24 protein-coding genes are annotated in these 23,454 nt (G+C 43.1%); 12 read left to right on the forward strand and 12 right to left on the reverse strand.

What is annotated here, in order from left to right:
- Positions 1-124: 124 nt before the first annotated feature.
- Positions 125-688 carry an alkyl hydroperoxide reductase subunit C gene (ahpC, locus tag KFK88_RS03110; protein ID WP_223577195.1) on the reverse strand — a complete coding sequence of 188 codons (564 nt, stop codon included), beginning with the start codon at positions 686-688 and terminating at the stop codon, positions 125-127.
- Between the two features lie 138 nt (positions 689-826).
- Between ahpC and KFK88_RS03115 the strand changes: the two genes are divergently transcribed.
- The 5 genes from KFK88_RS03115 (at position 827) to gpsA (ending at position 4,056) form a co-directional block, all read left to right on the forward strand.
- Entirely contained in the window at positions 827-1,720 is an 894-nt protein-coding gene (locus tag KFK88_RS03115; RefSeq protein ID WP_223577196.1) for a hydrogen peroxide-inducible genes activator, read from the forward strand.
- A gap of 99 nt (positions 1,721-1,819) precedes the next feature.
- Positions 1,820-2,245 carry a rhodanese-like domain-containing protein gene (locus KFK88_RS03120; RefSeq protein WP_223577197.1) on the forward strand — a complete coding sequence of 142 codons (426 nt, stop codon included), beginning with the start codon at positions 1,820-1,822 and terminating at the stop codon, positions 2,243-2,245.
- A gap of 9 nt (positions 2,246-2,254) precedes the next feature.
- Entirely contained in the window at positions 2,255-2,509 is a 255-nt protein-coding gene (gene grxC / locus KFK88_RS03125) for a glutaredoxin 3 (RefSeq protein WP_223577198.1), read from the forward strand.
- Between the two features lie 48 nt (positions 2,510-2,557).
- Positions 2,558-3,052, forward strand: a complete 495-nt coding sequence (gene secB, locus KFK88_RS03130) for a protein-export chaperone SecB (protein WP_223577199.1) — start codon at positions 2,558-2,560, stop codon at positions 3,050-3,052.
- The gene (gene gpsA / locus KFK88_RS03135; protein ID WP_223577200.1) at positions 3,052-4,056 is read left to right on the forward strand and encodes an NAD(P)H-dependent glycerol-3-phosphate dehydrogenase; all 1,005 of its coding nucleotides are present in this window, start codon (positions 3,052-3,054) and stop codon (positions 4,054-4,056) included. The genes secB and gpsA overlap by 1 nt, the downstream gene beginning before the upstream one ends.
- 37 nt (positions 4,057-4,093) lie before the next feature.
- Here gpsA and trmL read toward each other — a convergent pair whose 3' ends face one another.
- The 5 genes from trmL to glnA all read right to left on the reverse strand — a co-directional run bounded on the left by trmL (position 4,094) and on the right by glnA (position 8,433).
- Positions 4,094-4,555, reverse strand: coding sequence for a tRNA (uridine(34)/cytosine(34)/5-carboxymethylaminomethyluridine(34)-2'-O)-methyltransferase TrmL (trmL, locus tag KFK88_RS03140; RefSeq protein ID WP_223577201.1), 462 nt, complete (start codon positions 4,553-4,555; stop codon positions 4,094-4,096).
- A gap of 1 nt (position 4,556) precedes the next feature.
- Entirely contained in the window at positions 4,557-5,186 is a 630-nt protein-coding gene (locus KFK88_RS03145; protein WP_223577202.1) for a response regulator, read from the reverse strand.
- Positions 5,179-6,255, reverse strand: a complete 1,077-nt coding sequence (gene glnL / locus KFK88_RS03150) for a nitrogen regulation protein NR(II) (RefSeq protein ID WP_223577203.1) — start codon at positions 6,253-6,255, stop codon at positions 5,179-5,181. The genes KFK88_RS03145 and glnL overlap by 8 nt, the downstream gene beginning before the upstream one ends.
- 94 nt (positions 6,256-6,349) lie before the next feature.
- On the reverse strand, positions 6,350-6,904 hold the full coding sequence (locus KFK88_RS03155; RefSeq protein WP_223577204.1) for a DUF4124 domain-containing protein: 555 nt from the start codon (positions 6,902-6,904) through the stop codon (positions 6,350-6,352).
- Between the two features lie 119 nt (positions 6,905-7,023).
- A complete protein-coding gene (gene glnA, locus KFK88_RS03160; RefSeq protein ID WP_223577205.1) occupies positions 7,024-8,433 on the reverse strand; it encodes a glutamate--ammonia ligase in 1,410 nt (469 codons plus the stop codon).
- A gap of 431 nt (positions 8,434-8,864) precedes the next feature.
- Between glnA and KFK88_RS03165 the strand changes: the two genes are divergently transcribed.
- The gene (locus KFK88_RS03165; protein ID WP_223577206.1) at positions 8,865-11,594 is read left to right on the forward strand and encodes a TonB-dependent receptor plug domain-containing protein; all 2,730 of its coding nucleotides are present in this window, start codon (positions 8,865-8,867) and stop codon (positions 11,592-11,594) included.
- A 61-nt stretch (positions 11,595-11,655) separates the two neighbouring features.
- On the opposite strand, the gene KFK88_RS03170 is transcribed toward KFK88_RS03165, so the two are convergent.
- Entirely contained in the window at positions 11,656-12,633 is a 978-nt protein-coding gene (locus tag KFK88_RS03170; protein ID WP_223577207.1) for a class I SAM-dependent methyltransferase, read from the reverse strand.
- Between the two features lie 220 nt (positions 12,634-12,853).
- Between KFK88_RS03170 and KFK88_RS03175 the strand changes: the two genes are divergently transcribed.
- The gene (locus KFK88_RS03175) at positions 12,854-13,513 is read left to right on the forward strand and encodes a TIGR02466 family protein (RefSeq protein ID WP_223577208.1); all 660 of its coding nucleotides are present in this window, start codon (positions 12,854-12,856) and stop codon (positions 13,511-13,513) included.
- A gap of 15 nt (positions 13,514-13,528) precedes the next feature.
- Here KFK88_RS03175 and KFK88_RS03180 read toward each other — a convergent pair whose 3' ends face one another.
- Positions 13,529-13,750, reverse strand: coding sequence for a sulfurtransferase TusA family protein (locus KFK88_RS03180; protein WP_223577209.1), 222 nt, complete (start codon positions 13,748-13,750; stop codon positions 13,529-13,531).
- The gene (locus KFK88_RS03185; RefSeq protein ID WP_223577210.1) at positions 13,747-14,832 is read right to left on the reverse strand and encodes a tRNA (5-methylaminomethyl-2-thiouridylate)-methyltransferase; all 1,086 of its coding nucleotides are present in this window, start codon (positions 14,830-14,832) and stop codon (positions 13,747-13,749) included. Before KFK88_RS03185 ends, KFK88_RS03180 begins: the two co-directional genes overlap by 4 nt.
- Before the next feature lie 193 nt (positions 14,833-15,025).
- Between KFK88_RS03185 and typA the strand changes: the two genes are divergently transcribed.
- The 3 genes from typA (at position 15,026) to dtd (ending at position 17,809) form a co-directional block, all read left to right on the forward strand.
- Positions 15,026-16,849 (forward strand): translational GTPase TypA, encoded by a 1,824-nt coding sequence (gene typA / locus KFK88_RS03190; protein ID WP_223577211.1) that lies wholly within the window; start codon positions 15,026-15,028, stop codon positions 16,847-16,849.
- 138 nt (positions 16,850-16,987) lie between these two features.
- Entirely contained in the window at positions 16,988-17,356 is a 369-nt protein-coding gene (locus tag KFK88_RS03195; RefSeq protein ID WP_223577212.1) for a hypothetical protein, read from the forward strand.
- 15 nt (positions 17,357-17,371) lie between these two features.
- Positions 17,372-17,809: a D-aminoacyl-tRNA deacylase gene (gene dtd, locus KFK88_RS03200; RefSeq protein WP_223577664.1), complete on the forward strand. Its 438-nt coding sequence runs from the start codon at positions 17,372-17,374 to the stop codon at positions 17,807-17,809.
- Positions 17,810-17,811: 2 nt separating this feature from the next.
- Here dtd and KFK88_RS03205 read toward each other — a convergent pair whose 3' ends face one another.
- Genes KFK88_RS03205 through KFK88_RS03215 form a run of 3 tightly spaced genes read right to left on the reverse strand, consistent with a single transcriptional unit; the run spans position 17,812 to position 21,107 of the window.
- Positions 17,812-18,363 (reverse strand): SRPBCC family protein, encoded by a 552-nt coding sequence (locus KFK88_RS03205; RefSeq protein WP_223577213.1) that lies wholly within the window; start codon positions 18,361-18,363, stop codon positions 17,812-17,814.
- A gap of 38 nt (positions 18,364-18,401) precedes the next feature.
- Positions 18,402-20,282: an MFS transporter gene (locus tag KFK88_RS03210; RefSeq protein ID WP_223577214.1), complete on the reverse strand. Its 1,881-nt coding sequence runs from the start codon at positions 20,280-20,282 to the stop codon at positions 18,402-18,404.
- Positions 20,283-20,297: 15 nt separating this feature from the next.
- Positions 20,298-21,107 (reverse strand): TatD family hydrolase, encoded by an 810-nt coding sequence (locus tag KFK88_RS03215; protein ID WP_223577215.1) that lies wholly within the window; start codon positions 21,105-21,107, stop codon positions 20,298-20,300.
- A 105-nt stretch (positions 21,108-21,212) separates the two neighbouring features.
- Here KFK88_RS03215 and KFK88_RS03220 point away from each other — a divergent pair, with 105 nt between their 5' ends.
- Positions 21,213-22,259 (forward strand): AI-2E family transporter, encoded by a 1,047-nt coding sequence (locus KFK88_RS03220; RefSeq protein ID WP_223577216.1) that lies wholly within the window; start codon positions 21,213-21,215, stop codon positions 22,257-22,259.
- A gap of 432 nt (positions 22,260-22,691) precedes the next feature.
- The gene (locus KFK88_RS03225) at positions 22,692-23,393 is read left to right on the forward strand and encodes a hypothetical protein (protein WP_223577217.1); all 702 of its coding nucleotides are present in this window, start codon (positions 22,692-22,694) and stop codon (positions 23,391-23,393) included.
- The last annotated feature ends 61 nt before the right edge of the window (positions 23,394-23,454 follow it).

Consider the following 23,454-nt stretch of genomic DNA (forward strand, 5'->3'; position numbering starts at 1 on the left):
TCCTTCTTGCGATTTAAGTTTAGTAGCTTGGCGAGCCTGTATGAACTCGCCAAGCTGGGGGAGGAACTCTATAGGGCTTTGCCCTAATCATCCTATCTAGTGATTTGCCGTTAGATTTTTCTTACTAAATCTTACCGACTAGGTCTAAAGACGGTGCTAATGTTTCTTCACCTTCTTTCCAAGCGGCTGGGCAAACTTGACCTGGGTTATCGCGAACGTATTGAGCGGCTTTAATCTTACGGACCAACTCGTCTGCGTCACGGCCTACACCTTCAGCAGTAATTTCCATGACTTGGATAACGCCGTCTGGGTCCACCACGAAAGTACCGCGGTCTGCTAGGCCTTGGCCTTCACGCATGACGTCAAAGTTGCGAGTAATTTCGCCTGTTGGATCGCCGATCATGCCGTATTGGATTTTGCCAATAGTGTCAGAAGTTTCGTGCCATGCTCTGTGAGTAAAATGTGTGTCTGTTGATACAGAGAAGACTTCTACGCCACGGCTTTGTAGCTCTTCGTAGTGATCAGCTAGATCGCCTAATTCTGTTGGGCATACGAATGTGAAGTCAGCTGGGTAGAAAAAGAAAACTGCCCACTTGCCCTCGATGTCTTTATTAGAAACTTCAACGAACTCACCATTTTTATAGGCTGTTGCTTTAAACGGCTTAATTTCTGTATTAATAAGTGCCATGTGTGGCCTCCTGTTGATTCATGTAAGGTTGTAATTGGTTACGGTGTTCAGTATAAGGATGTCGATTGTTTAGTAAATTTGAATAAATTGATATTTATGTTCTAAAATACTGAATAACGATAAAGGAGAAGGAATCGGATGATTTCATTTAAGCAACTCACCTACGCGTTAGCGGCTGAAGACACGTTACATTTCAAGAAAGCAGCTGAGAAATGTAATATCAGCCAGTCGGCCTTGAGTACGGCTCTTAACCAATTGGAGGAGCAGCTAGGGGTGCAGATTTTTGAGCGTGACAATAAAAAGGTACTGGTGACACCAATTGGGCATGAGGTACTTGCGCGCGCCAGAGATATTGTATTGCAAGTCAACGCGCTAGAAAGCCTGTCTGAAGGACTCAAAGAGCCTCTGAGCTTTCCTCTATCGGTGGGTGTCATTCCCACTATTGCGCCGTATTTATTACCAAAGATGTTTCCTATTTTGCACGAAGCCCACCCGCAGGCTGAGTTAAGAATTGTAGAGGAGCAGTCACATGTCTTGGTCGATATGGTGCGAAAAGGCGAGCTCGATACCGCGATTTTGGCTTTACCGTATCCTCATGAGGGTCTGCTGTCGCTCGAATTCTGGGAGGAGGATTTCTATTGGGTCACGGTCAAGGACGATAAGTTTAGTCGATTAAAGGAAATTACCAGCGATGAGCTAACGCAGAGTAATTTAATGCTTCTTAAGGAAGGGCATTGCCTGAAAGATCATATTCTTGATGCCTGTAAGTTAACAGAAGAGGCGGCCAGTCATGGTTTTGGCGCGACCAGCCTCAACACCTTGATTCAGATGGTGATGGGTAGGCTGGGCACGACATTGATTCCTGAAATGGCGATGGAGCAGTTGATTAGTCAAAATAAACAGTTGTCGGCAGTGCATCTGAATGAACCAGGACCACATCGTCGGATTGCTTTTTTAATACGACCGAATTTCACACGATTATCCAGTGTTGAGGCGTTGAAAGAAGTCTGTAAAGAAGCTCTAGGGAAATAAGCTCGAGGAAAAGGAGTGCGCTAGACTCTAGGCTACACCGTGGTTTTGTGTATAATGCTGTGTTTTAAATTCCAGCATAAATTCTAGGTTTTCTGGCAAATGCAGCAGTTATTTGAATTTTTTAGCAATCACCCGTTTTTAGGTTCGGCGTGGTTAGCATTCGCGCTTTTATTATTAATTAGCATCATTAAAACCATGACAAGCGGTTCAAAGTCACTGACTCCGCTAACTGCCACCCAAATGATTAACAAAGAAGGTGCGCAAGTGGTTGATTTAAGGTCAGTTGCTGATTTTAATAAGGGCCATATTCACGGTGCCATCAATATCCCTTTCACCAAATTAAAGGATAGCACCAAGGACCTTGAAAAAAATAAGCAGGGCCCCATTATTATGGTCTGCGCCACTGGTATGCAGTCTGGCAGCGCGGCAATTTTATTGCGTAAACACGGTTTCCAGCAGGTACATAAACTAAAAGGTGGCATTCAGTCTTGGACTGGTGATAACTTACCACTAGCAAAAGGTTAAGCGTTCATTATGGCGACAATTGATATTTACACAAAAGGGTATTGTCCATTCTGCGTTAGGGCAAAGCACTTATTGGATAAATTAGATGTGGATTATAATGAAATACCCATTGATGGTGACAGTGAGTTGCGACAGAAAATGATTGAGCTCGCTGGCGGACATACTGTCCCTCAAATCATTATTAATGGCCAGCCAATAGGCGGTTGTGATGATTTGTATGCGCTACATGCTGCTGGCGATTTAGAACCTATGTTGGAACAATAGCGACAATTACAACAAATCAAAATATTAAACAATTAAGAGAGTACAGTTATGGCAGATGAAAATTCAGTAAATCAAAACGGCGAGCAACAAGTAGAAACTCCAGAAGGTGTACAGCTTGTCATCCAAACGATCTATGCAAAAGACATTTCTTTTGAGTCGCCAAACTCCCCAGAAATTTTCCTTGAGCAGTATAAGCCTGAGATCAGTGTTAACTTGAACAACCGTGTTAAAGAGCTTGAGAATGATAGCCATGAAGTAGAGTTGCAAGTTACTGTTTCTTCTAAAGTTGGCGAGAAAACAGCGTATATTGCTGAAGTTAAATACGGCGGCGTTTTTGGTATAAAAGGAATGGATGATGAAACTCGTTCACGTTTGTTAAGAACGTTCTGTTGCGAACAACTTTTCCCATACGTTAGAGAAGCTGTTTCAGAAACTATTTCTCGTGGCGGTTTCCCGCGCTTCGTGCTTCAGCCAATTAATTTCAACTCTATCTATCAGCAAGCACAGCAACAGGCTGCGCAGCAGGAAGAAGCTAACGCTTAATGGTTGAGCCTAAGTCTTTTGCGGTTCTAGGCGCAGGTTCGTACGGAACCGCATTAGCTATAGTACTGGCCAGTAATGGCCACAGAGTAATGCTGTGGGCGCGTAACTCTGCTCAAGTTGAAAGCATGCAACATGAGCGCAGTAATACGCGCTACCTTCCTGATGTTGAGTTTCCAGAAAATTTGAGCGTGACCAATGACATTTCAGAAGCGGTAAAGACTTCTGATGTTGTATTGGTTGCTGTCCCCAGTCATGCTTTCCGTTCGGCAATACAAGCAATAAAGCCTCACATAACGACTTCTCATCCGATTATTTGGGCAAGCAAAGGTCTTGATCCTGATACCGGTGATTTGCTGGGCAATGTGTTGATTGAGGAGCTCGGCTATGATCAGCCACATGCGATGCTGTCGGGTCCAAGCTTTGCCAAAGAAATGGCGCGAGGTATGCCTACCGCCATTAGTCTGGCTTCTGATCAAAAAGAACTGGCCAGTGAGTTAGCTTTAGATCTACACAATGAGCGATTCCGGGTTTATATCAGTAGCGACGTTATAGGCTTACAAATCGGTGGTGCGGTGAAAAATGTCGTTGCCATTGGTGCAGGGATTGCTGATGGCCTAGGATTTGGTTCCAATGCTCGCACAGCCTTAATTACCCGTGGGCTAGCTGAAATGAAGCGCCTCGGCGTGGCGCTAGGCGGCAAACCAGAAACCTTTAATGGTATGGCCGGAATGGGGGATTTGGTTCTCACTTGTACGGATGATCAGTCCCGTAACCGTCGGTTTGGCTTGGCTTTAGGCCAGGGTGGTGACCGTCAAGGAGCGGAAGAGGCCATTGGTCAAGTCGTAGAAGGCGTCAGAAACGCGCATGAGATCCACATGTTATCTGAGCGAGTTGGTGTTGAAATGCCGATTTGCGAAGCGATCTATAAAATTATCTACGAAGGGGCCGACCCCAAGGTTGCTGCACGTGAACTTCTGACCCGTGACCTTAAGTCAGAATCATAGAACGTTAATTTTCACACCTTCCAACCTTTTTTATTTTTTACTGGCAACCTTCAAAACCGAGTTGTCTTAATGCCTCAAAGGCCATGATAGCCGCTGTATTCGACAGGTTGAGGCTACGACTGCCTTCTTTCATCGGAATCCTCAATAAGGTTGTCGCTAATTCTTCCAGGATTGAATCAGGCAGTCCTCGGGTTTCAGGACCAAAAATAAAATAATCACCATCTTTGTATTCAATTTGATGGTAGTGCTGCTTCCCTTTAGTGCTTAACGCAAATAGCCTTTGAGGTTGCTCCTTGTCTTTAAACGCTGAAAAGTTTTCGTGAATAATGACATTAGCCCACTCATGGTAATCAAGGCCTGCACGCCTCATGCGCTTATCGTCTAATTCAAACCCCAGTGGTTTTATCAAATGAAGCTGCATGCCTGTATTAGCGCATAGGCGTATGATATTGCCTGTATTAGGCGGAATTTCAGGTTCGAATAGAACAATGTGCAGCATGTTATTCTTCTTTAGGGGTGTTTTTGGTTAGTTCTTGCCAGTATTTTAGTTTACGCGTCAAAGTATTGCGACCCCAACCTAGAAGCTTTGCTGCTTTTTGCTTATGGCCATGACTTAGTCTGAGCGCTGATTGAGTCATGAAAGCTTCAAATTCGCGCTGCATGTCAATTAATACTTGGCTGTTCCCCTGGTGATATTCACTGTCGACTTTTTTCTCAATATGCTGAAGCCAAAGGGGAAAGTCTTTTTTGTCTTTTTGATTGTCTACTGCTCGCTGACAAAGCTTAATAACGTGATTAATATCAAAGGGTTTGGGTAGGTAGTCAAAAGCTCCCAGTTCGTGCGTTTTGGTCGCTAAGTCTGTATCGGCATATGCGGTAATCATAATGACTGGTAAATCAGGCCAGTTTTGATTGATGATATTTAAAAGCTCAAGGCCACTCATACCGCTCATTTGTATATCCGTGATCACTAGCTGCGGATGGTTAGAGCGGATCATATCGAGGGCTTGCTGACCATTATCACACGATATGACCTTGAACTGGGCATTGCTCAGGGCTCTAGCCAGTACCCAACGAATGGAGCTGTCGTCGTCAACAATCAGAACGGTATGATTAAGAGAGTCATCCATCTGCGTTATCCTTCACCTCGTCATTGATAACGGGCAGGTAAATAGAGAAAGTGGTCTTAGATTCTGTGCTTTGAAACTCGATTAAGCCTTGCTGCTGTTGTATCAAACTTTGAGCTATACCTAACCCTAACCCACTACTGTTCTTCCCACTGATTAGAGGGAAGAAAATATTGGGCGCAAGTTCCGTGGGAATTACTGGACCGTTGTTTTCGACTTGGACACAGACCGTAAGGGGGTATTGTTTGCCGTTTATGGTATAGCGAGGAAGAGCTCTTGTGCGCAACGTTACGGCGGCGTCACTTTGCGTTTCACAAGCCTCGATAGCGTTTTGTGTGATGTTAAGGATCGCTTGATACACTGAGTCGGGAGCGCAATAAAAATCAGGCAAGCTTGGATCGTAATCTTTGATTAAGGTAATGTTACGCGCAAGCTTAATTGAGCAAAGCTCGACCACCCGCTCGGTGACCTCATGGATGTTCATCAAAATGCGACTGGCTTTGTGACTTGATAGTAGCATCCTGTCAACGAGTTGAGTCAATCGAGATGTTTCATGCTCAATAATATCGGTAAACTCTTTTATGGCTGAGCCTGTGGTTGCGTTTGCTTCCTGGGCTAGCAACTGGGCGGCGCCACGAAGGCCGCTAAGAGGATTCTTTATTTCATGCGCAAGCTTCTGTAATAAACGCTCACTGACTCTGTTTTGCTTGGAAAGGCCTTGTCCTAGTGCTCGACTAGGGGAATGTGAATGATCTTGCCATTCAACAATAAGATAAGGTTCATCTGCCTGGTACCAGTGTCCCGTCAGGTCAACAGTAAGCTGTTTTTCATTCATCAGTTCTAAATGGATATTGTCTAGAACGAACTGCCCATTTTGCCGTAATCCTTCGAGAATTGCCGTTAGAGGAAGGCTATCACTGGCGATGAAGTAGCTGTAGCGCTTTCCGACAAGCACTTTGCTACTGGTTGAAAAGGCTTTTTCAGCGGCTTGGTTGAGATAGCTAAAACGGCCATGAGCATCAAAGGCGATGATAGCTGTAGAAAGGCTGTCAAGTAAGCGTTCAAATGGCATTTAACGATGAGAGGGGGTTACTGTTGTGGCTTATAGTATAACAATGCATCAAAAAACGCACCAAAGTGGTGCGTTTATTTTTAGTAGCTGTGACTTACCTATTTAAGATAGAAGCCCTTAATAAGTGAAAAGTAATGGTTTCACTGGTTTGAATTTGTTTTTTAGTATCCTCATCAATGACGGTCACCGCTAGTTGGTGTGTACCGCGGTCGACATTATTCAATGAGAAATAGGGGCTAGTTTGAGGCTGGCCAACGGGAGAACCATCCATCACAAGCTGTAGGCTGTGGTTAGGTTGGATGTTGGGAGTCATTCCAACGATCACATTAATGTCCCCGGAGTTCGCTCTTACCGCTTGGTCGTGTGACGGTTCGTCAATCGCAAGAACTTCATACTTGAAGGGTTCTTGGTTATTATTTTTTTCGGGACTGATAGTTGGAAGTCGTCGTGTGGCTTGCGGTTTTGGCGTGCTAACGACGTTAGTGTCGGTTTTTACCGTTATAGGTGTCGACCCAGGAATCGGCTTATCTGTGAATATAATCTTGCCGTTTTTATCAACTTTCTTGTACATGACGGTTTCTTTGGCAACTACAGCACTACCAGTAGACACCAACAACACGACCGAAAACAGCTTTAATAACGATTTCATAATGGGTCCTTTCGCTTGCACACACTCTATAGTATCTGAAACTGTGTATTCCATGTCAAAAATAAAAAGCCCGGGCTGTGCCGGGCTTTGCAAATTAGACTAAGTATTATGGACTGAGCTTATAGGCTGTAATACAAGTCAAATTCTACTGGTGATGGAGTTAGCTTTAAGCGCTCAACATCACCACGTTTAAGCTCAATGTAAGCATCTAGCATATCATCAGAGAAAACACCGCCGCGGGTTAAAAATTCGCGGTCGTTGTCTAGTGCGCTAAGAGCTTCTTCTAATGAGCCAGCAACTTGCGGAATAGACATCGCTTCTTCAGCTGGAAGATCATATAAATCTTTATCCATAGCATCACCAGGGTGGATTTTGTTCTGGATGCCGTCTAAGCCAGCCATCATTAAGCCTGCGAATGCCAAGTAAGGGTTAGCCATTGGATCCGGGAAGCGAACCTCGATACGGCGCGCTTTAGCACTGCCAACGTGAGGTACACGAATAGAAGCAGAGCGGTTTTTAGCAGAGTAAGCCAACATGACTGGTGCTTCGAAGCCTGGAACTAAGCGTTTGTAAGAGTTAGTCGATGGATTGGTTAACGCGTTCAACGCTTTAGCATGCTTGATGACGCCACCAATGTAATACAAGGCTTCTTCAGATAGGCCTGCATATTTGTCACCAGCAAAAATGTTATTACCATCTTTGGCTAGAGACATATGAACGTGCATACCTGAACCATTATCGCCAGCCAGTGGCTTCGGCATGAAGGTGGCCGTTTTACCATAAGCATGAGCGACATTATGAATCACGTATTTCATGATTTGGATTTCATCAGCCTTGTTAACTAAAGAGTTAAACTGAGTGGCGATCTCGTTTTGACCAGCAGTACCTACTTCATGGTGATGCGCTTCAATAACTTGCCCCATACTCTCTAAAACGAGACACATTTGAGAGCGTAGGTCTTGTGATGAGTCGACAGGAGGAACTGGGAAATAACCACCTTTTACACGAGGACGGTGGCCTGTGTTACCGCCTTCATAGTCTTTATCTGAGTTCCAAGCCGCTTCAGGATCATCGATTTTGTAGAATGAACCGCTCATGTCTGTTTTAAACTTAACGTCTTCAAAGATGAAGAATTCTGGTTCTGGACCGAAGAAAGCCGAGTCGGCGATGCCTGTAGACTTCAAGTATTCTTCTGCGCGGCGAGCAACAGAGCGAGGATCACGATCGTAACCCGTCATGGTTGCAGGTTCTAGAATGTCACAGCGCAATAATAAGGTCGCATCTTCATAAAATGGATCGATTAACGCTGTATCTGTATTTGGCATTAGGACCATGTCAGATTCGTTAATACCTTTCCAGCCAGCAATGGATGAGCCATCAAACATTTTGCCATCGCTTAATAGATCCTCGTCAACAACGCGAGCAGGAATCGTGACATGTTGCTCTTTACCTTTTGTATCTGTGAAGCGTAAATCTACGAATTTAACATCGTACTCTTCGATCATTTTTAAAACATTGTCGACAGACATTAGGAATTACTCCGAATCAAATGAATTTGAATAGGGTGCATTATACCAACCAAATCAGTTAAAACTATGCCAAATATAGCTTGAGAATTAACTTGGCGCACCATATTGGTGCAATTCAAAGCTCTGAAATTAACGGAATGAACTCGCACTGAATAAAGCCCCTAAACTATGATTAATAAATGTACAGCTGTGCGCTAGAAAGTGCTAGTGGCTATCAAAAAATAAGCCTTTAAAAACATAAGGTTATACTCTCTTTATGAGGCCAAGCATTAAAATATTAATATGTAAATTTTGTTGACCAAGTTATTTTAATGTGATACCTATAGCATACTCCAAGGCTGTATTTTGCCATGGCCCTCTTTTTGTGGGAGGCGAAAAATAGTTTTGGGACAACAAAGAAAATTTACCAACTTATCTATAGGTAGGAATTTATGACTAACAAGACAATGATAGCTAAGGCTGTAAAAGTCGCTTTATATAGCGGTTTTGCTGCTTCTTTGGCTGTTAGCGCTCCAGCATCTTTCGCTGCAGACGAAGATGAAGGCGCTGAAGATGCAGAACGAATCGTTGTAACAGGTTCGCGTCTAAAAAGAACAGATGTTGAAGGTGCAAACCCTGTAACAGTAATCGATCGTGAGCAAATCGAGCTTTCTGGTGAAATCTCAGCAGCTGACTTGATTCGTAACACTACATTCAACTCGTTCGGTTCATTCCGTCCGCAGTCAGGTAGTTCAGCTCAGGGTGTATCTACTGTAAACCTACGTGGTATCGGTGCATCTCGTTCATTAGTATTGGTTGATGGTCGTCGTTTGACAATGTCTCCTTCAACTGGTTCAAGCCAAGATTTGAACTCTATCCCTCTAGCGGCGATTGAGCGTGTTGAAATCTTGAGTGACGGCGCATCAGCTGTATACGGTTCTGACGCGATCGGTGGTGTTGTGAACGTTATTACTCGTAAAGACTATAACGGCGCAGAAATCAGCGTGAGCAAATCTGAAATCAGCTTGCCAGCAGACGGCGGTGACCGTGAAGCAGGTAGTGCTGTATTTGGTTCTTCTAACGACACTACTAGCATCATTGGTGGTGTATCTTGGAACAGCCGTGACATCATTTTTGAGCGTGATTACTACTGGGTACAACCAGGTGTTTCTATTTATGGTAACAACTGGTCACGTACTGACTTCAGTAACGCATTCACAGGCATCCCTGGTGGCTGTAACGAAGAAAACTTCTTCGTAAACGGTCCTGCTTGTTCGTACAACTTCAACGCGACAAACGCTAACGAAGCTTCTACAGCGAACGAGTCATTGTTCTTGAAAGCTAGACACCGCATCAACGATGACTGGGAATTGTATTCTAACGCGAGCATCGCTCAAACAGAATCTTTCGGTCGTTATGCTCCAGCACCGGATTCAAACTATTTCTACAATGGTTTAACTACTCCAGCTGACAGCTACAACAACCCAACAAACCCAGATGCTTGGATGTATGATCCAAACAACCCTAACGCGGTAGCTTACGATCCAGCAATCGGTTCTAACGACCCGATGTGGTTCTTCCACCGTTTCGCAGCAGCTGGTAACCGTGATAACAATGTTGAAAATGAGAACGTTGATTTCCTAGTTGGCGCTACTGGTTACGTTGGTAACGTTGAAGTAGATTTCGGTGCTCGTCGTGTTCGTAACCACACTGTTGAATACGGTAACGGTTACCTAGCAGCACAAACAGCTTGGGGCTTCGTAAACGACTTCAACCCAGGTTATGAAGTATATGGTGACAACACTAGTACTTTTGACCCTGATCAGTACCGTTTTGGTTATGACATCCAAAACCCATCTTCAAACCCTGACGACATCCTTTCGGGTTCTGTAGTAACTACATCACGTATCGGTGATTTCGACTTTGACGAAGTATATGCATCTGCAGCTTTCGATATGTTCGAAATGGACGGTGGTGTTTCTCAGATGTTCGTTGGTTTAGAGCGTCGTGAAGAGCGTTACAGTGACCAGTATGACTCTCAGTCAGAAGCTGGTTTAGTTGGTGGTTCTGCTGGTAACTCTGCTGGTGGTGGCCGTGACGTAAACGCTGCTTACTTCGAGACAATTCTTCCATTTACTGAAACTTTCGAAATCAACCTAGCAGGCCGTTTCGATGATTATTCAGATTATGGTAACGACTTCTCGCCAAAAGTGTCGTTCAAGTGGGACTTAGCTGATGGTATGTTACTTCGTGGTTCATACGGCAAAGGTTTCCGTGCTCCGACACTGGACATCTTAACTCAAGCAGATTCTTTCTCTGCTGACGCTGTTGTAGATCCTGATACATGTTTCGTATTCACAGGTAATGTTGACTGTGCTCCTGCGGGCAGCATCCAGATTAACGGTACTCGTACTGCTAATCCAAACCTAGAGTCAGAGCAGTCTACTCAGTACGCTCTTGGTTGGGCTTATCAGCCAACTGATTGGTTCAACATGACAGTAGATTACTGGAATATTGAAATCGACAACCAAATCACGTTCTTCGGTGCTCAAAACCTAGTGAATCGTGACTTGCGTGGCGATACTATTCCAACAGGTCTAGGCGTTACTCGTGGTACAACTACTATCGGTGGTACAACATACAACCCAATCCTTAACGTAACACAAGGTTTTGGTAACGTTGGTACACTAATGACTTCTGGTGTTGATCTTAACACTCGCTTTAACTTCGACTTCGAAGAAGCAGGCCGTTTAACTTCAAACCTATTAGTTAGCTGGACTCACGAGTACAAAGAAGACGATAAAGTTGATGCGACAATCGACCGTAACATCATCCGTGACTTCGGTGTACCTCAGTGGAGAGCAAACCTAAATAACGTTTACTCAATCAGCGACTTCAACATCGCTTGGAACGTTAGCGCAATTGGTGGTCAGTATACTGACACTGTTGATAACGGCAACCAAGATGACGGCGTTGCTCGTTTCGGTAACATCGGCGTTTGGACAACTCATGATCTACAAGTGTCTTATAACACTCCATGGGATGGCACAATCGCTGTAGGTGCTCAAAACGTATTTGAGAAAGAACCTACACTAGAAACGTTTGATAATCGTAACTACAACTTTAACCTTTATCACGCGTACGGACGTATTTCTTACATCCGTTATACTCAAACTTTCTAAGATTGAGTTAAATAAAAAAGGCGAGGGAAACCTCGCCTTTTTTTTATGCCATGGAAAATAATTACTTGGTCATATGTATTCTAAAGGCCAACAACTTCCCTTCCACACTAAGCTCCTGTATATCGAAATCAAGGTTGTGCTTGTTAGAGTACTCCTTAAAAGATTGTATTTTATCTGAAGTAAGACAGGCTTCGTTTTGATCTTCTAACCTTTTTCTATGCGAGTCGAGCTGTACAAAGGTGAATTCAAGTTGCTTCATTAATTGTGAAGGATGTGAGTTACCCAGTGCAGTAATAACATTCGTTATTTTGGAGATCAAAAGCTTACACCAGTAACTTTCATATTGATTAGCATTAAACTTGTCGATTAGACAGTCGAATATCCACTTTATTGTGGTAGATATTTGTTGGCGATAAGGATTGTTATGCCAATTATGCATCTGCCCAGCCTGGGTTTGCTGTAAAGCGATATCAAGCAAGAGACTAGTTTGTAGAAATACAGGTGACTCGTGAAGTATGTAGTGAATGACACTCGCACCAACCTGACTATCTTTTGAGATTTCTGAATCGGGGTGATGCGATAAAAGCGTTATCTTTCCCCCTGATTTCAAACATTGGGCACAATGCTGCACAGACTTTTCTATATTAGAATACTCAAAAGCAAACTGTGAAAAATAAAAATCAACACTGTTTGATTCAAAGTTAGATTGCTCAATCAGAGTATTGGGTATGAAATTGATTTTGCTTAGTGCTTTTTTTACTTTGGCATCTTTATGATTAATTTTTTTTGGGGTAATGTCAGCAGCATCAATTCCATAAACCTGGAAGTTAGATTGATTTGCCTCAGAGTAAAGTTGGGCTAATACGGCGACAGCGCCATTACCAGTACCTAGATCTACTAAAGTACTTCCTTTTGATAATGATTTGAATTGCGAATTCCAAAAATCAGCTATTTCATTACTATAACCGCTGCCTTGCTCGCCTTCTGCAAAGCTATTTAGTGCGTTCGTATTTTTCCAGTAATCGGTCCAGTGCTGCATAGTTATCTGTAGTTTATGTTCAAACAGTAACTATACAACAAAGAGGATAAGAAGTAATAAAGTGTGTGATAGATTCTTAGATTAAGATCTCCGTGCTTTTGACTACAGGATGAGTTTTGGTGTAATGTTTAGAATCTCAAAAAAAAATGATTAATAAGAATTCTTTAAATTATAGATATCAGTAAAAAGTAACACTAAAAATTAGTAGAGGGGGATAATCGTGGGGGTAGTAAAAAACGATATTGTTCCAATGTTCTCTGTGCCTATGGGGGTTTCATATAATACTGCACATGAAGAACTTAAGAGCAATTTAACTCAACTTTTTAAACAACATGAAATCAAAAGCCAGACAGATCAGCATGGTTCGGTGAAAAAAAATAAACAAGTCTTTGAGAGTTCATTTGATTTGTTTGACTGGCCAGATCCGAGTGTGCAACAACTTCAACAATACTGCTGGGGTCAACTCTATCAGTTTATAGGTACGATTAATCAGTACGATATGAATACCTTAAGAAACTTGCATATCGCAAGTGAGACGTGGTTTCACATAACTCGTAAAGGCGGCTATTTTGGGATACATAACCACCCAATGGCATCATGGTCTGGAGTTTATTGTGTAGATGCTGGAGAAGGGGTTGAAGATGAGCCTGATAGTGGAGCATTGCACTTTATTTCCCCGCACATCGGCACAACGAGCTTTATTGACAGGTCGTGTACAAACTTAGGGGGACAGTTTAGTCGCGAAAACAAGATGATGAGACTTAAAGATGGGCAGCTGGTGCTTTTCCCGTCTTGGTTGTTACACGAGGTTAAACCTTACTTAGGTAGCAAAGAAAGGATAACCGTAGCCTTTAACTGCTGGTTTAAATACGCAGGATAGATGCTTCTTTACTGCTTATTTTTTGATAACAAATACAATTTCATTATCAATTTCTTCTGAAGAGATTACTTGGTGCTGATTGATTCGGCACCAAGTAGGAATATCACTTAGAGTGCCAGGGTCAGTGCAAATGACTTCTAAGGTATCACCATCAGCAATATCTTTAAGAGCATTCTGAGTACGGATCACGGGCATTGGGCATAATAAATTGCGGCAATCTAAAGTGTTTTTGCTCATACATGCCACTCCTGCTTAACTTCATCTGCAGGCATAGGAGGAACGTCCATTACATAAGAGGTTCCATTATAGTTTTCTACTTGAACAGTCACTTGTTCAGCATTTTTTCCACCTGAATAGCGGGCAGCAATTTGGGCAGCTAGACGAATATCATCTTTATCAAACTCACCATCAAGTAATGTTAAAGGACCGCCATGACTTACTGTATGGATGCTGGTGAACTGTTTCTTGTAGCCACGCAGGAAGTTGTTTTCGCCTTCTTCGCGGCTAACAATAAGTTTAAAGTTTTTCTTAGGGCGAATGTGACGACCGACTTTGAGTAACATAATATCGTCAAGTTCATAGCGTCGTTCACCACGGGCATCCCATAGGTCAGCAAGTTTTTTAGAATAGTTCGCGTCTGTTAAGAAACAGCAGCCACCAGCAGGCTGCGCAAAGTCTTCAAATCCAAACTTTTTGGCAAGTTCAAACTGTGGCTTACGGCTACGGCCTGAGAAATCGTAAAGCTCCTCACGATTTACCCAACCTTCACGCTCAGGAAGTGTCGGCATCAGGTTTTTTGCACACAAAGGACGTAGTAAGCGATCATCAGCACCGGACTCCCGTGCAATAATCGGCATGGTTTCTTTACGTTGTGATTTAGGACGTTGGCCAATAACTTCACCGGTAATAATAAAGTCAAAACCATTCTCTTCTGCCCATGCCCAAGCCTGCGCTTGGTTGACCATAAAAATTTTGCAGTCCAAGCATGGGTTCAAATTTGCACCATAACCATGCTTAGGATTGAGCACGATATCTTTGTACTCTTCAGAGATATCGATGATATGTAACTTGATGCCGAGCTGTTCAGCAACCCACAGGGAGTTATTCCGCTTCTGTTTATCTTTGTCTTTTTTTCGAATAGCGTGGGTATGTCCTTCTACACAGAAGCCTGTGTAGAAGTTGATTCCTTCAACATGAATTCCTTGCTCCTGGACGACTTTCGCCGCTAAAAGGGAGTCTAAGCCACCTGAGATCAAGGCTACGGCTTTACGCTGTTTCGGTGAATTATTAGCGTCTTGTGAAGAAATATCTTGTGTCATAACTGAAAATCAATAACTTAGAAGGAGCGCGGTGCTCAAAAAATGGACAGCGATTATATAGTAAGAGGGCTTGATGAGCAAAAAAGTTTTATCAATATAATTTAAAATATATTGATTATTTTCTGTGCGAATTAGGCTATCTAGTATAGAATGGCGCCAATTTTTTTGCGCATACAGATTTGCAGAGTTATTTATGATTGAGAAGTTACGAAATATCGCCATTATTGCTCACGTTGACCATGGTAAAACGACCTTGGTTGATAAGCTTTTAGAGCAATCGGGCACGCTTGGTGACCGAGCTGGCGAGCAGGATCGTGTTATGGATTCTAACGACTTAGAAAAAGAGCGTGGAATTACGATTCTTGCGAAAAATACGGCGATTGAGTGGAATGACTACCGCATCAACATCGTAGACACACCGGGACACGCAGATTTCGGTGGTGAGGTAGAGCGTGTGATGTCGATGGTGGATTCGGTATTGTTGCTGGTAGACGCACAAGAAGGTCCAATGCCTCAAACGCGTTTCGTAACTCAAAAAGCATTTGCTCAGGGCTTAAAGCCAATCTTGGTTATCAATAAAATTGATAAGCCAGGCGCTCGCCCAGATTGGGTCATGGACCAAGTCTTTGACTTATTTGATAACTTGGGCGCTACTGACGAGCAGTTAGACTTTGATGTGGTCTATGCTTCTGCACTAAACGGTTGGGCAAGTCGTGATGCTGATGAGCAAGGCTCTGACATGATGCCTTTGTTCGAGACCATTGTTGAAAGTGTCTCGCCGCCACCAGCAAACTCGGAAGGCGGCTTCCAGATGCAGATTTCGCAACTCGACTACAATTCGTATGTTGGCGTTATTGGTGTCGGACGAATCAAGCGTGGACAAGTAAAAGTTAATCAACAAGTTACCGTTGTTTCTGCCGATGGCACTAAGCGTAACGGCAAAGTGGGCCAGGTTCTGGGCTATATGGGGCTTGATCGTCATGAAGTTAAAGAAGCCGATGCCGGCGACATCATTGCGATCTCAGGTTTAGGTGATTTGAAAATTTCAGACACTATCTGTGATCCTAATGTTGTGGAAGCGCTACCTGCGCTATCGGTAGACGAGCCTACAGTAACCATGACTTTCCAGGTCAATACCTCACCATTTGCGGGTAAAGAAGGTAAGTTTGTTACTTCGCGCAACATCCTTGAACGTTTACAGCAAGAGCTGGTACATAACGTAGCACTACGTGTTGAAGAGACTGATGACCCGGATAAATTCCGTGTATCGGGTCGTGGTGAGCTTCACTTAGGCATTCTGATTGAAAACATGCGCCGTGAAGGTTACGAGCTAGCTGTATCGCGTCCTGAGGTGATTATTCATGAGGTGGATGGTCAACTAGAAGAACCGTATGAGAGCGTCACCATTGATGTTCAGGAAGAGCATCAAGGCAGTGTGATGGAGCGTATGGGCGAGCGTAAAGCTGAAATGACTAATATGTCGCCAGATGGTAAAGGCCGTATTCGCCTAGACTTTATGATGCCAAGTCGTGGCTTGATTGGTTTCCAGACCGAATTCCTAACGCTAACCTCAGGTAGTGGTTTGATGTATCATACATTTGAGCACTATGGGCCGTTTAAAGGTGGTGAGATTGGCCAGCGCACCAGCGGTGTGTTGATTTCAAACTCACAAGGTAAAGCGTTAACCAATGCTTTGTTCAATCTTCAAGAGCGTGGCCGCTTATTCACTAAGCATGGTGATGAAGTGTACGAAGGCCAAATCGTGGGTATTCACAGCCGCTCAAATGACTTAACAGTCAACTGCCTTAAAGGTAAGCAGTTAACCAACGTGCGTGCTGCGGGTACGGATGACGCACAGGTGTTAACGCCGCCAATCAAGTTAACCCTAGAGCAAGCTCTAGAGTTTATTAACGATGATGAGTTGGTTGAAGTAACGCCTGAAAGCATTCGCTTGCGCAAAAAGCACTTAACTGAAAGTGAGCGTAAACGCGCTTCGCGTCCGCCGAAAAACGCGTAGCTTCTATTGCTAAATAAAACCGCTGCTTAGTCAGCGGTTTTTTTATGAGTTGAGTTTTTGTTGCTATGCTATTTCTGTCGCTATGTTATATTGGAGCAAGAATTTTAAACAGAACAAATGATAAGGGTAGGTTTGTCTATGCGTAAGGCATTCTCGTGTTTTTCTTTGGCCGCTGGGGTGTTGTTTCTTGCGAGCTGCAGCTCTAACGGCGGTAACGGAGCATTAAAAACGATTAGTAAACTTTTAGGTGGCCAGCCAGATCAATCTGTATTTAAAGATACGACGGTCAAAGAGGCGTTGCAGTATGAGTACCGTGTGTGTTTAGGTGATTACGAGGGTGATCAGGAGCGGATGAGGGAGTGTGTCCAAGAGGCTTACGCAAAAGTGGTTGAAGAAAAAGGCATTGGTGAGCGTCCTACGGATGGTGAAGTCATTATTAAAGATGTCAGTGACGATGAAGTCATCAATGATGATTCAAACTCGGAAGATTCAGACAGCGATAACTAAACAGGGTTAATGAGTATGATTGCTTTAATCCAACGAGTGACACAATCAAAAGTTGTCGTCAACGATAAGACCGTCGGTGAGATTGAGCAGGGCATTATGGCACTGATTGGTGTCGAAAAAGGGGATGATCAGGCTAAAGCTGATAAGTTGCTTAAGAGGATCTTAGGTTATCGAATCTTTGCTGACGATGATGACAAAATGAACCTATCTTTAGAATCGATCGGTGGTGGCCTTTTGCTGGTGCCACAGTTTACTTTGGCAGCGGATACGAAAAGCGGTATGAGGCCGAGTTTTTCAAGTGCAGCGCCACCCGCACAAGGCCATGAGTTGTTTGAATACTTAGCTGGGCGGGCTAAAGAAATCTACTCAACCGTTGAGACAGGGGAGTTTGGCGCGGATATGAAGGTCCACCTAGTTAATGATGGACCTGTCACCTTTACCTTGCAGGTTTAATGTTATTCAGCAGAGTACTCAAGCTCTTCAGGTTTTGACTCTTCAATTAAGCTTTTCAGTTGCTCAAGATTGTACTGATGGCCTTGGTCGATGGTTGAGCTTAATAGGAATAGCAAAGAGTTTTGGACAATGCCACGGCCTGTGTAGTCTAAGCGCAAATCAATTCTCGTTGTACCATTTCCAGTGTCAGTAAAAGTAGCTGTACTGGTTCCTTCAAGCCATTGGTTCTGGTAGTTATAACTAATTAGCTCGTTTGGAGTGAACTCAGCTAAAGTTTGATCTAATGTCGTAATTTCACCAGAACCTGTTGTGAACTTTAGGCGATGCTTATTGCCAATGTCATTCAACTGCCCTTCGAGTTGCTCAAAACCTTGGTAGTTAGTCATCCAACGCTTATACAGTAAAGGATTATTATAGACTGCAAACGCTTGGTGTTGCGGTGCTTCAATCTCAACGCTGGCTTTGCTCTGGTAGTCCGTTTTGAAAATACCAATAGCGACAAGGGTTAATAAAATCACACCAACTACGATAAAAAAATATTTTGCAAATTTCATAAGTTCTCTGCCTAAAACTCTTACTTAAGAAGATCGGGTTAAGGTTTATCGTCTCTTAACTTTTTAACGATAGTATACAAGTGTTCTTTGTTCGCTTCATCAGCTGCTATCGGTTTATCGATCACTAATGTTACTTTTGTACGTAAACGCTTAATCCTGTCGATAAATTTGTTCACTTTTTTTCGGCTAAATAAGCTGTGCCACAAGCCCTGTAGCGCCATTGGAACGACTGGAACAGGTGACTTTTCGAGGATACGCTCTATCCCCGACTTAAATTCATTCATCTCACCATCAGATGTAAGCTTTCCTTCAGGGAAGATACAAACAACTTCTCCCTGGTCTAGTGCCTCAGCGATAGTATACATTGCTTCATTGAGAAGCTCGGGATCTTCTTTGTGTCCAGCAATAGGGATAGCTTTTGCTGTCCGAAAAATAAAGCTGAGCACCGGAACTTTAAATATCTTGTGGTACATCACAAAGCGAATAGGACGCCTAACAGTGCCGCCAATAATTAAGGCATCAACGTAACTCACATGGTTACAGACGACGACACAAGCACCGTCTTCGGGCACATTCTCAAGCCCAGTCTTCTTAACGCGATAGATCGTATTGATTAATATCCAAATCAAGAATCGCATTAAGAACTCAGGAATTAGACTAAAGATATAAATAGCAACTACAGCGTTTAGGATAGCTGTCAGCATAAAGAACTGTGGAATGGTCATGCCGTTACCAAGACACACAGCGGCTAGCGCAGCGGCGATCACCATAAAAAATGCGTTGAGGATATTGTTGCCAGCGATGACGCGAGACAGGTGTGATTTATCACAGCGCTCTTGAACTAATGCATAGAGTGGCACAATGTAAAACCCACCAAAGATACCGACAAAGGCGCAATTTAGAAGGGTTCTAACTGCACCATCTTGGCTAAGAAATGCTGAAGGGCCTAATTCGCCGATATAACTACTCGTTGGATTGGCAAAGTAAATATCTAAGGCGAACCACGTCATGCCGATGGCTCCGAAAGGAACTAAGCCAAGCTCAACCTTACGACCAGACAAGAATTCGCATAAAGCTGAACCAACTCCAATACCAACAGAAAAGGTCGCAAGGATCATGGTGGCGACATTTTCATTACCATTAAGACTAACCTTGGTGAAGTTAGGAATCTGAGTCAGAAATACAGCGCCATAAAACCAAAACCATGAAATACCTAGAATGGACAAAAATACAACGCGGTTGGCTCGTGCATACTGAAAGGTTCGCCAGGTTTCAGTAACAGGGTTCCAATTAATTTTGAGGTAGGGCTGAGCAGATGGGGTTTCTGGTATGCGACGGCTGGCGAGATAGCCACTGAGCGATACCACAATCAGCAAAACACAAAGAATCTTAACGCCTAGATCATCAAAGCCGATTAACACCCCGCCAATTACCGTACCAATGATGATGGATAAAAAGGTACCCATCTCAACCAAACCATTGCCACCGAGCAACTCTTTGTCTGAGAGGTGCTGGGGGAGAATACTGTATTTGATAGGGCCAAATAGACTTGATTGGAAGCCCATTAAGAAAAGAATGCCGAGTAGAAACCACACGTTATTTGAAAAGAAGCCGAGCACCGCCAGTGCCATAATACCGATTTCTAAGACTTTTATTTTACGGATCAAAGCGGACTTTTCGTACTTTTCAGCAATTTGCCCTGCGGTAGCGGAAAATAAGAAGAACGGAATAATAAATAAGCCCGCGGCAATATTATTAAGCAAATCTGAGCTGAGGCCTAACTCATCTCCTGCTCTAAAAGCTATAAAGATCAATAAGGCACTTTTGAAAATATTATCGTTAAGCGCGCCAAGAGCTTGGGTGATAAAAAAAGATGAAAAGAATTTTTTCTTAAATAATGAAAATTGATTTTGCGCCATCTGTCAGTTCCTTGGCTATTGTTGTTTTATGGGCAGGTTAAAGAAGGTTACCGTATTATTAAGGCAGTTCTTCGACAACTCTGATAACGACTGTTGGCGGCAGTCAGCTACTTTTTGTGCCACATGTGGCAATAAAAACGGTTCGTTACGGTTACTTTTGAGTTGCGCCTTCTGCTCTTTGCTTAAATCTCTAGGCGTTAAAAATGGTGAGTCAGTTTCTATCATCAACTTATCGTCAGGAATAAGATGGACCATGTTAGCGAGGTCTTGCCCGCGGCGTTCATCGCAGATCCAGCCGGTAATACCAATATAAAGTCCCATGTTGATATACTCTTCAAGACTTTCTTGGCTTCCAGTAAAGCAATGAATGACTGCATTAGGAAGCTCCGATTGGTACTGCTTGAGGAGACTAATCATCGCCTCGCCAGCATCACGTTCATGCAGAAATAGAGGCTTTTGTGTATCGCAAGCGAGTTGTAGCTGCTGCTCAAACACGGCTAGCTGGGTGTCTTGTGGCGAAAAGTTACGATTGAAGTCGAGGCCACACTCACCAACCGCAACAACCTTATCGTCTTGAAGTAATGCATTTAAAACCGACAAGTCATCGCTTTTAAAGTCCTTGGCATCATGCGGATGGCAGCCTGCTGTAGAAAATAAGTCAGGATATTGTTGCGCCAACTGATAGGCTTGCTGGCTTTCAGCTGGTGAAGTACCAGTTACGATTTGAGCAATAACATTATGGTCACGGGCACGTGCGATGACTTGTTCAACGTCGTCATTAAAGCGATTATTGGTGAGGTTTACTCCGATATCGATCAAAGACATAAATGTAGTTTTAGCTTGTAGACTTGTGATTTTGCTTCCTTGTTATAAACTATTTTGACAAGAAATGATACTTGCTACCAAATACCGATTATAACAGGGAATCCTATGTCTTCAGATATGAGTCGTGTGACGAATGTTTTATTAGCCATCGCTGCTACTTTTATAGTTATAGCGGGGCTGAAAGCCGCCAGCAGCTTTGTGGTGCCAGTGATTTTGTCGCTGTTTGTATCAATCATCTTAGGCCCTCTGTATTTCTTTTTAGCCAATCTTAAAGTACCAAAAACCGACAAAACCATACCTGATTGGCTTGCCATGATTTTGGTGGTGGTTTTAATGTCAGGTTTGTTTTTCTTAATCGGACGTTTAGTTGGTAACTCAGTTGAGCAGTTTTCAGCAAAGCTTCCGGAGTACGAAGTGATGCTCAGAGCTAAGCTCGCTGGAGCCATGGCATGGTTAGAAGGTCTTGGTTTCAATATTCCCGAGGCATCACTTGCAGAACGTTTTTCACCCAGTACCGTGATGAGTCTTTCGGCATCGGTATTGAACGGTTTGGGTGGCATGCTGAGTAATTTATTCTTAATCGTTTTAACCTCGATTTTCTTACTGATGGAAGCGAGCGTCTTTGGTGAAAAAATGCAGCGAGCGTTTCCTAACGCAGAAAGTAAGGCACACCTAGGTTTAAGCGAAGTCATCGAAAAAATTAAGCGTTACGCCACCATTAAGTCGATCGTCAGTTTGCTGACAGGCGCATTAATCAGTATTTGGCTGGTGATTTTAGATGTCGAGTATCCGTTCTTATGGGGCCTAGTCGCCTTTATGTTTAACTTCGTGCCGAATATTGGTTCGATTATCGCCGCCGTGCCAGCGGTGATTATGGCTTGGTTAACCCAAGATTCGATTACCACGCCGCTATTAGTTGCAGCGGGTTACTTAACCGTCAATTTTGTCGTTGGTAATATTGTTGAACCTAAATTTATGGGTAAAGGACTCGGCTTATCGACGCTGGTCGTCTTCCTATCCTTATTGTTCTGGGGCTGGGTCTTAGGTCCTGTCGGAATGTTATTGTCAGTACCACTGACCATCATCGTTAAAATCATCCTCGACAGTAATAAAGAAACACAATGGATCGGTATTATGTTGGGTGATAAGTGACCAATTCAATTCATTTCCATGAATTGAATTGGTCATCCCCGCGAAAGTGGGGATCTCGTATAGGCTTGCTGTGAACTTTATTTTCTAAGAAAAACACTGGTTCCCGTGGTTAAACGACCGAAGGAAGTGCCTGTGGTACCGCCGGATGAAAAAAACGTGTATTACTTCTACGAGACTTTGACTCTGCTTAGAGCTTAAAGTAGTCTCGATATAAATATTAAATGAATAAGTTAAGAATACTGGAATAGGGCTGTATGATATCGGTTATTAAGTACCTCTTTTATCAGAATTCCCTCAAGCATATAAGTATTGGGTAATAAACGGAGAAGATCTTCTTGAGAAAGAATGGCAAACATAACAAGGTGCTGCTGTTGGACAAATTTTCCGCTGCGCTCCAAATTTGCCGCAGAGCGCGGCGTTAGCTAAAGAAAAATGATAAAAGCAAATTCCAAATCAGAATTGCTGTCTATCTTATCATCAGAAGACATTACTGTACCTCCGAGGCATAAGGGGCGTACAACTAACCACACAGAAAAATATTGCCTGTTTAAAATGCTTGCTACTTTAGCGCAACACAAATTACTGAAATACCCTATTGAAATAGTAAACCGAGAAAGACCTGACTTTGTATTTAAAGCTTGTGGCCAGTCCATAGGCATTGAGCAAACCGAAGCAGTACCAGAAAATCTAGCAAAACAAGATTTTCTGCGTGGCAAAATGGGTAAAAACGAAGTGCACTTTATTAGCAAACATCACCCTAAAGAAGCAAAAAAGACAACTAAACAATTAAAACATGAAATAAATAATACTGTTCCATCTGGCGGGTGGGTCGGTGATTCAGTTGAAGTTAACTGGTCAGAAGCAATGGTGTACTTTATAGAGAAAAAAGAAATTAATGGTTTAAAGGCTGGCTACGCGTCTTTTGATGAAAACAGCTTATTAATATATGACAATTGGCCAACTGCTGCCCTAGATGTAGATATTGGAGCTAAATACTTAGCAAAAAGGCTCAACGAGCATACTAGCAAGTATAACTTTGACAAGATCTATATACTAAGCCATGGATATTTATTGGTTTTCAAAGGTAGTAGCTTTGAAAAATACACAGTTAACGAGCTATGGCAAAGCAGCTAACAAGCGGGTCAAACTCGCTTCGCTTGAGCGCGCAAAAGGCGCGCGTCATTTACCCTAAACG

The sequence above is a fragment of the Kangiella taiwanensis genome, assembly GCF_020005165.1.
Classification (GTDB): domain Bacteria; phylum Pseudomonadota; class Gammaproteobacteria; order Enterobacterales; family Kangiellaceae; genus Kangiella; species Kangiella taiwanensis.

What these genes read in the sequence shown, in the direction of transcription:
- ahpC (WP_223577195.1), bottom strand. Translation starts at nt 688, where the DNA reads ATGGCACTTATTAATACAGAAATTAAGCCGTTTAAAGCAACAGCCTAT.
- KFK88_RS03120 (WP_223577197.1), top strand. Translation starts at nt 1,820, where the DNA reads ATGCAGCAGTTATTTGAATTTTTTAGCAATCACCCGTTTTTAGGTTCG.
- typA (WP_223577211.1), top strand. Translation starts at nt 15,026, where the DNA reads ATGATTGAGAAGTTACGAAATATCGCCATTATTGCTCACGTTGACCAT.
- KFK88_RS03220 (WP_223577216.1), top strand. Translation starts at nt 21,213, where the DNA reads ATGTCTTCAGATATGAGTCGTGTGACGAATGTTTTATTAGCCATCGCT.
- KFK88_RS03115 (WP_223577196.1), top strand. Translation starts at nt 827, where the DNA reads ATGATTTCATTTAAGCAACTCACCTACGCGTTAGCGGCTGAAGACACG.
- KFK88_RS03170 (WP_223577207.1), bottom strand. Translation starts at nt 12,633, where the DNA reads ATGCAGCACTGGACCGATTACTGGAAAAATACGAACGCACTAAATAGC.
- KFK88_RS03210 (WP_223577214.1), bottom strand. Translation starts at nt 20,282, where the DNA reads ATGGCGCAAAATCAATTTTCATTATTTAAGAAAAAATTCTTTTCATCT.
- trmL (WP_223577201.1), bottom strand. Translation starts at nt 4,555, where the DNA reads ATGCTGCACATTGTTCTATTCGAACCTGAAATTCCGCCTAATACAGGC.
- KFK88_RS03165 (WP_223577206.1), top strand. Translation starts at nt 8,865, where the DNA reads ATGACTAACAAGACAATGATAGCTAAGGCTGTAAAAGTCGCTTTATAT.
- KFK88_RS03180 (WP_223577209.1), bottom strand. Translation starts at nt 13,750, where the DNA reads ATGAGCAAAAACACTTTAGATTGCCGCAATTTATTATGCCCAATGCCC.
- glnL (WP_223577203.1), bottom strand. Translation starts at nt 6,255, where the DNA reads ATGCCATTTGAACGCTTACTTGACAGCCTTTCTACAGCTATCATCGCC.
- KFK88_RS03145 (WP_223577202.1), bottom strand. Translation starts at nt 5,186, where the DNA reads ATGGATGACTCTCTTAATCATACCGTTCTGATTGTTGACGACGACAGC.
- KFK88_RS03205 (WP_223577213.1), bottom strand. Translation starts at nt 18,363, where the DNA reads ATGAAATTTGCAAAATATTTTTTTATCGTAGTTGGTGTGATTTTATTA.
- gpsA (WP_223577200.1), top strand. Translation starts at nt 3,052, where the DNA reads ATGGTTGAGCCTAAGTCTTTTGCGGTTCTAGGCGCAGGTTCGTACGGA.
- dtd (WP_223577664.1), top strand. Translation starts at nt 17,372, where the DNA reads ATGATTGCTTTAATCCAACGAGTGACACAATCAAAAGTTGTCGTCAAC.
- KFK88_RS03155 (WP_223577204.1), bottom strand. Translation starts at nt 6,904, where the DNA reads ATGAAATCGTTATTAAAGCTGTTTTCGGTCGTGTTGTTGGTGTCTACT.
- grxC (WP_223577198.1), top strand. Translation starts at nt 2,255, where the DNA reads ATGGCGACAATTGATATTTACACAAAAGGGTATTGTCCATTCTGCGTT.
- KFK88_RS03215 (WP_223577215.1), bottom strand. Translation starts at nt 21,107, where the DNA reads ATGTCTTTGATCGATATCGGAGTAAACCTCACCAATAATCGCTTTAAT.
- glnA (WP_223577205.1), bottom strand. Translation starts at nt 8,433, where the DNA reads ATGTCTGTCGACAATGTTTTAAAAATGATCGAAGAGTACGATGTTAAA.
- KFK88_RS03225 (WP_223577217.1), top strand. Translation starts at nt 22,692, where the DNA reads ATGATAAAAGCAAATTCCAAATCAGAATTGCTGTCTATCTTATCATCA.
- KFK88_RS03195 (WP_223577212.1), top strand. Translation starts at nt 16,988, where the DNA reads ATGCGTAAGGCATTCTCGTGTTTTTCTTTGGCCGCTGGGGTGTTGTTT.
- KFK88_RS03185 (WP_223577210.1), bottom strand. Translation starts at nt 14,832, where the DNA reads ATGACACAAGATATTTCTTCACAAGACGCTAATAATTCACCGAAACAG.
- secB (WP_223577199.1), top strand. Translation starts at nt 2,558, where the DNA reads ATGGCAGATGAAAATTCAGTAAATCAAAACGGCGAGCAACAAGTAGAA.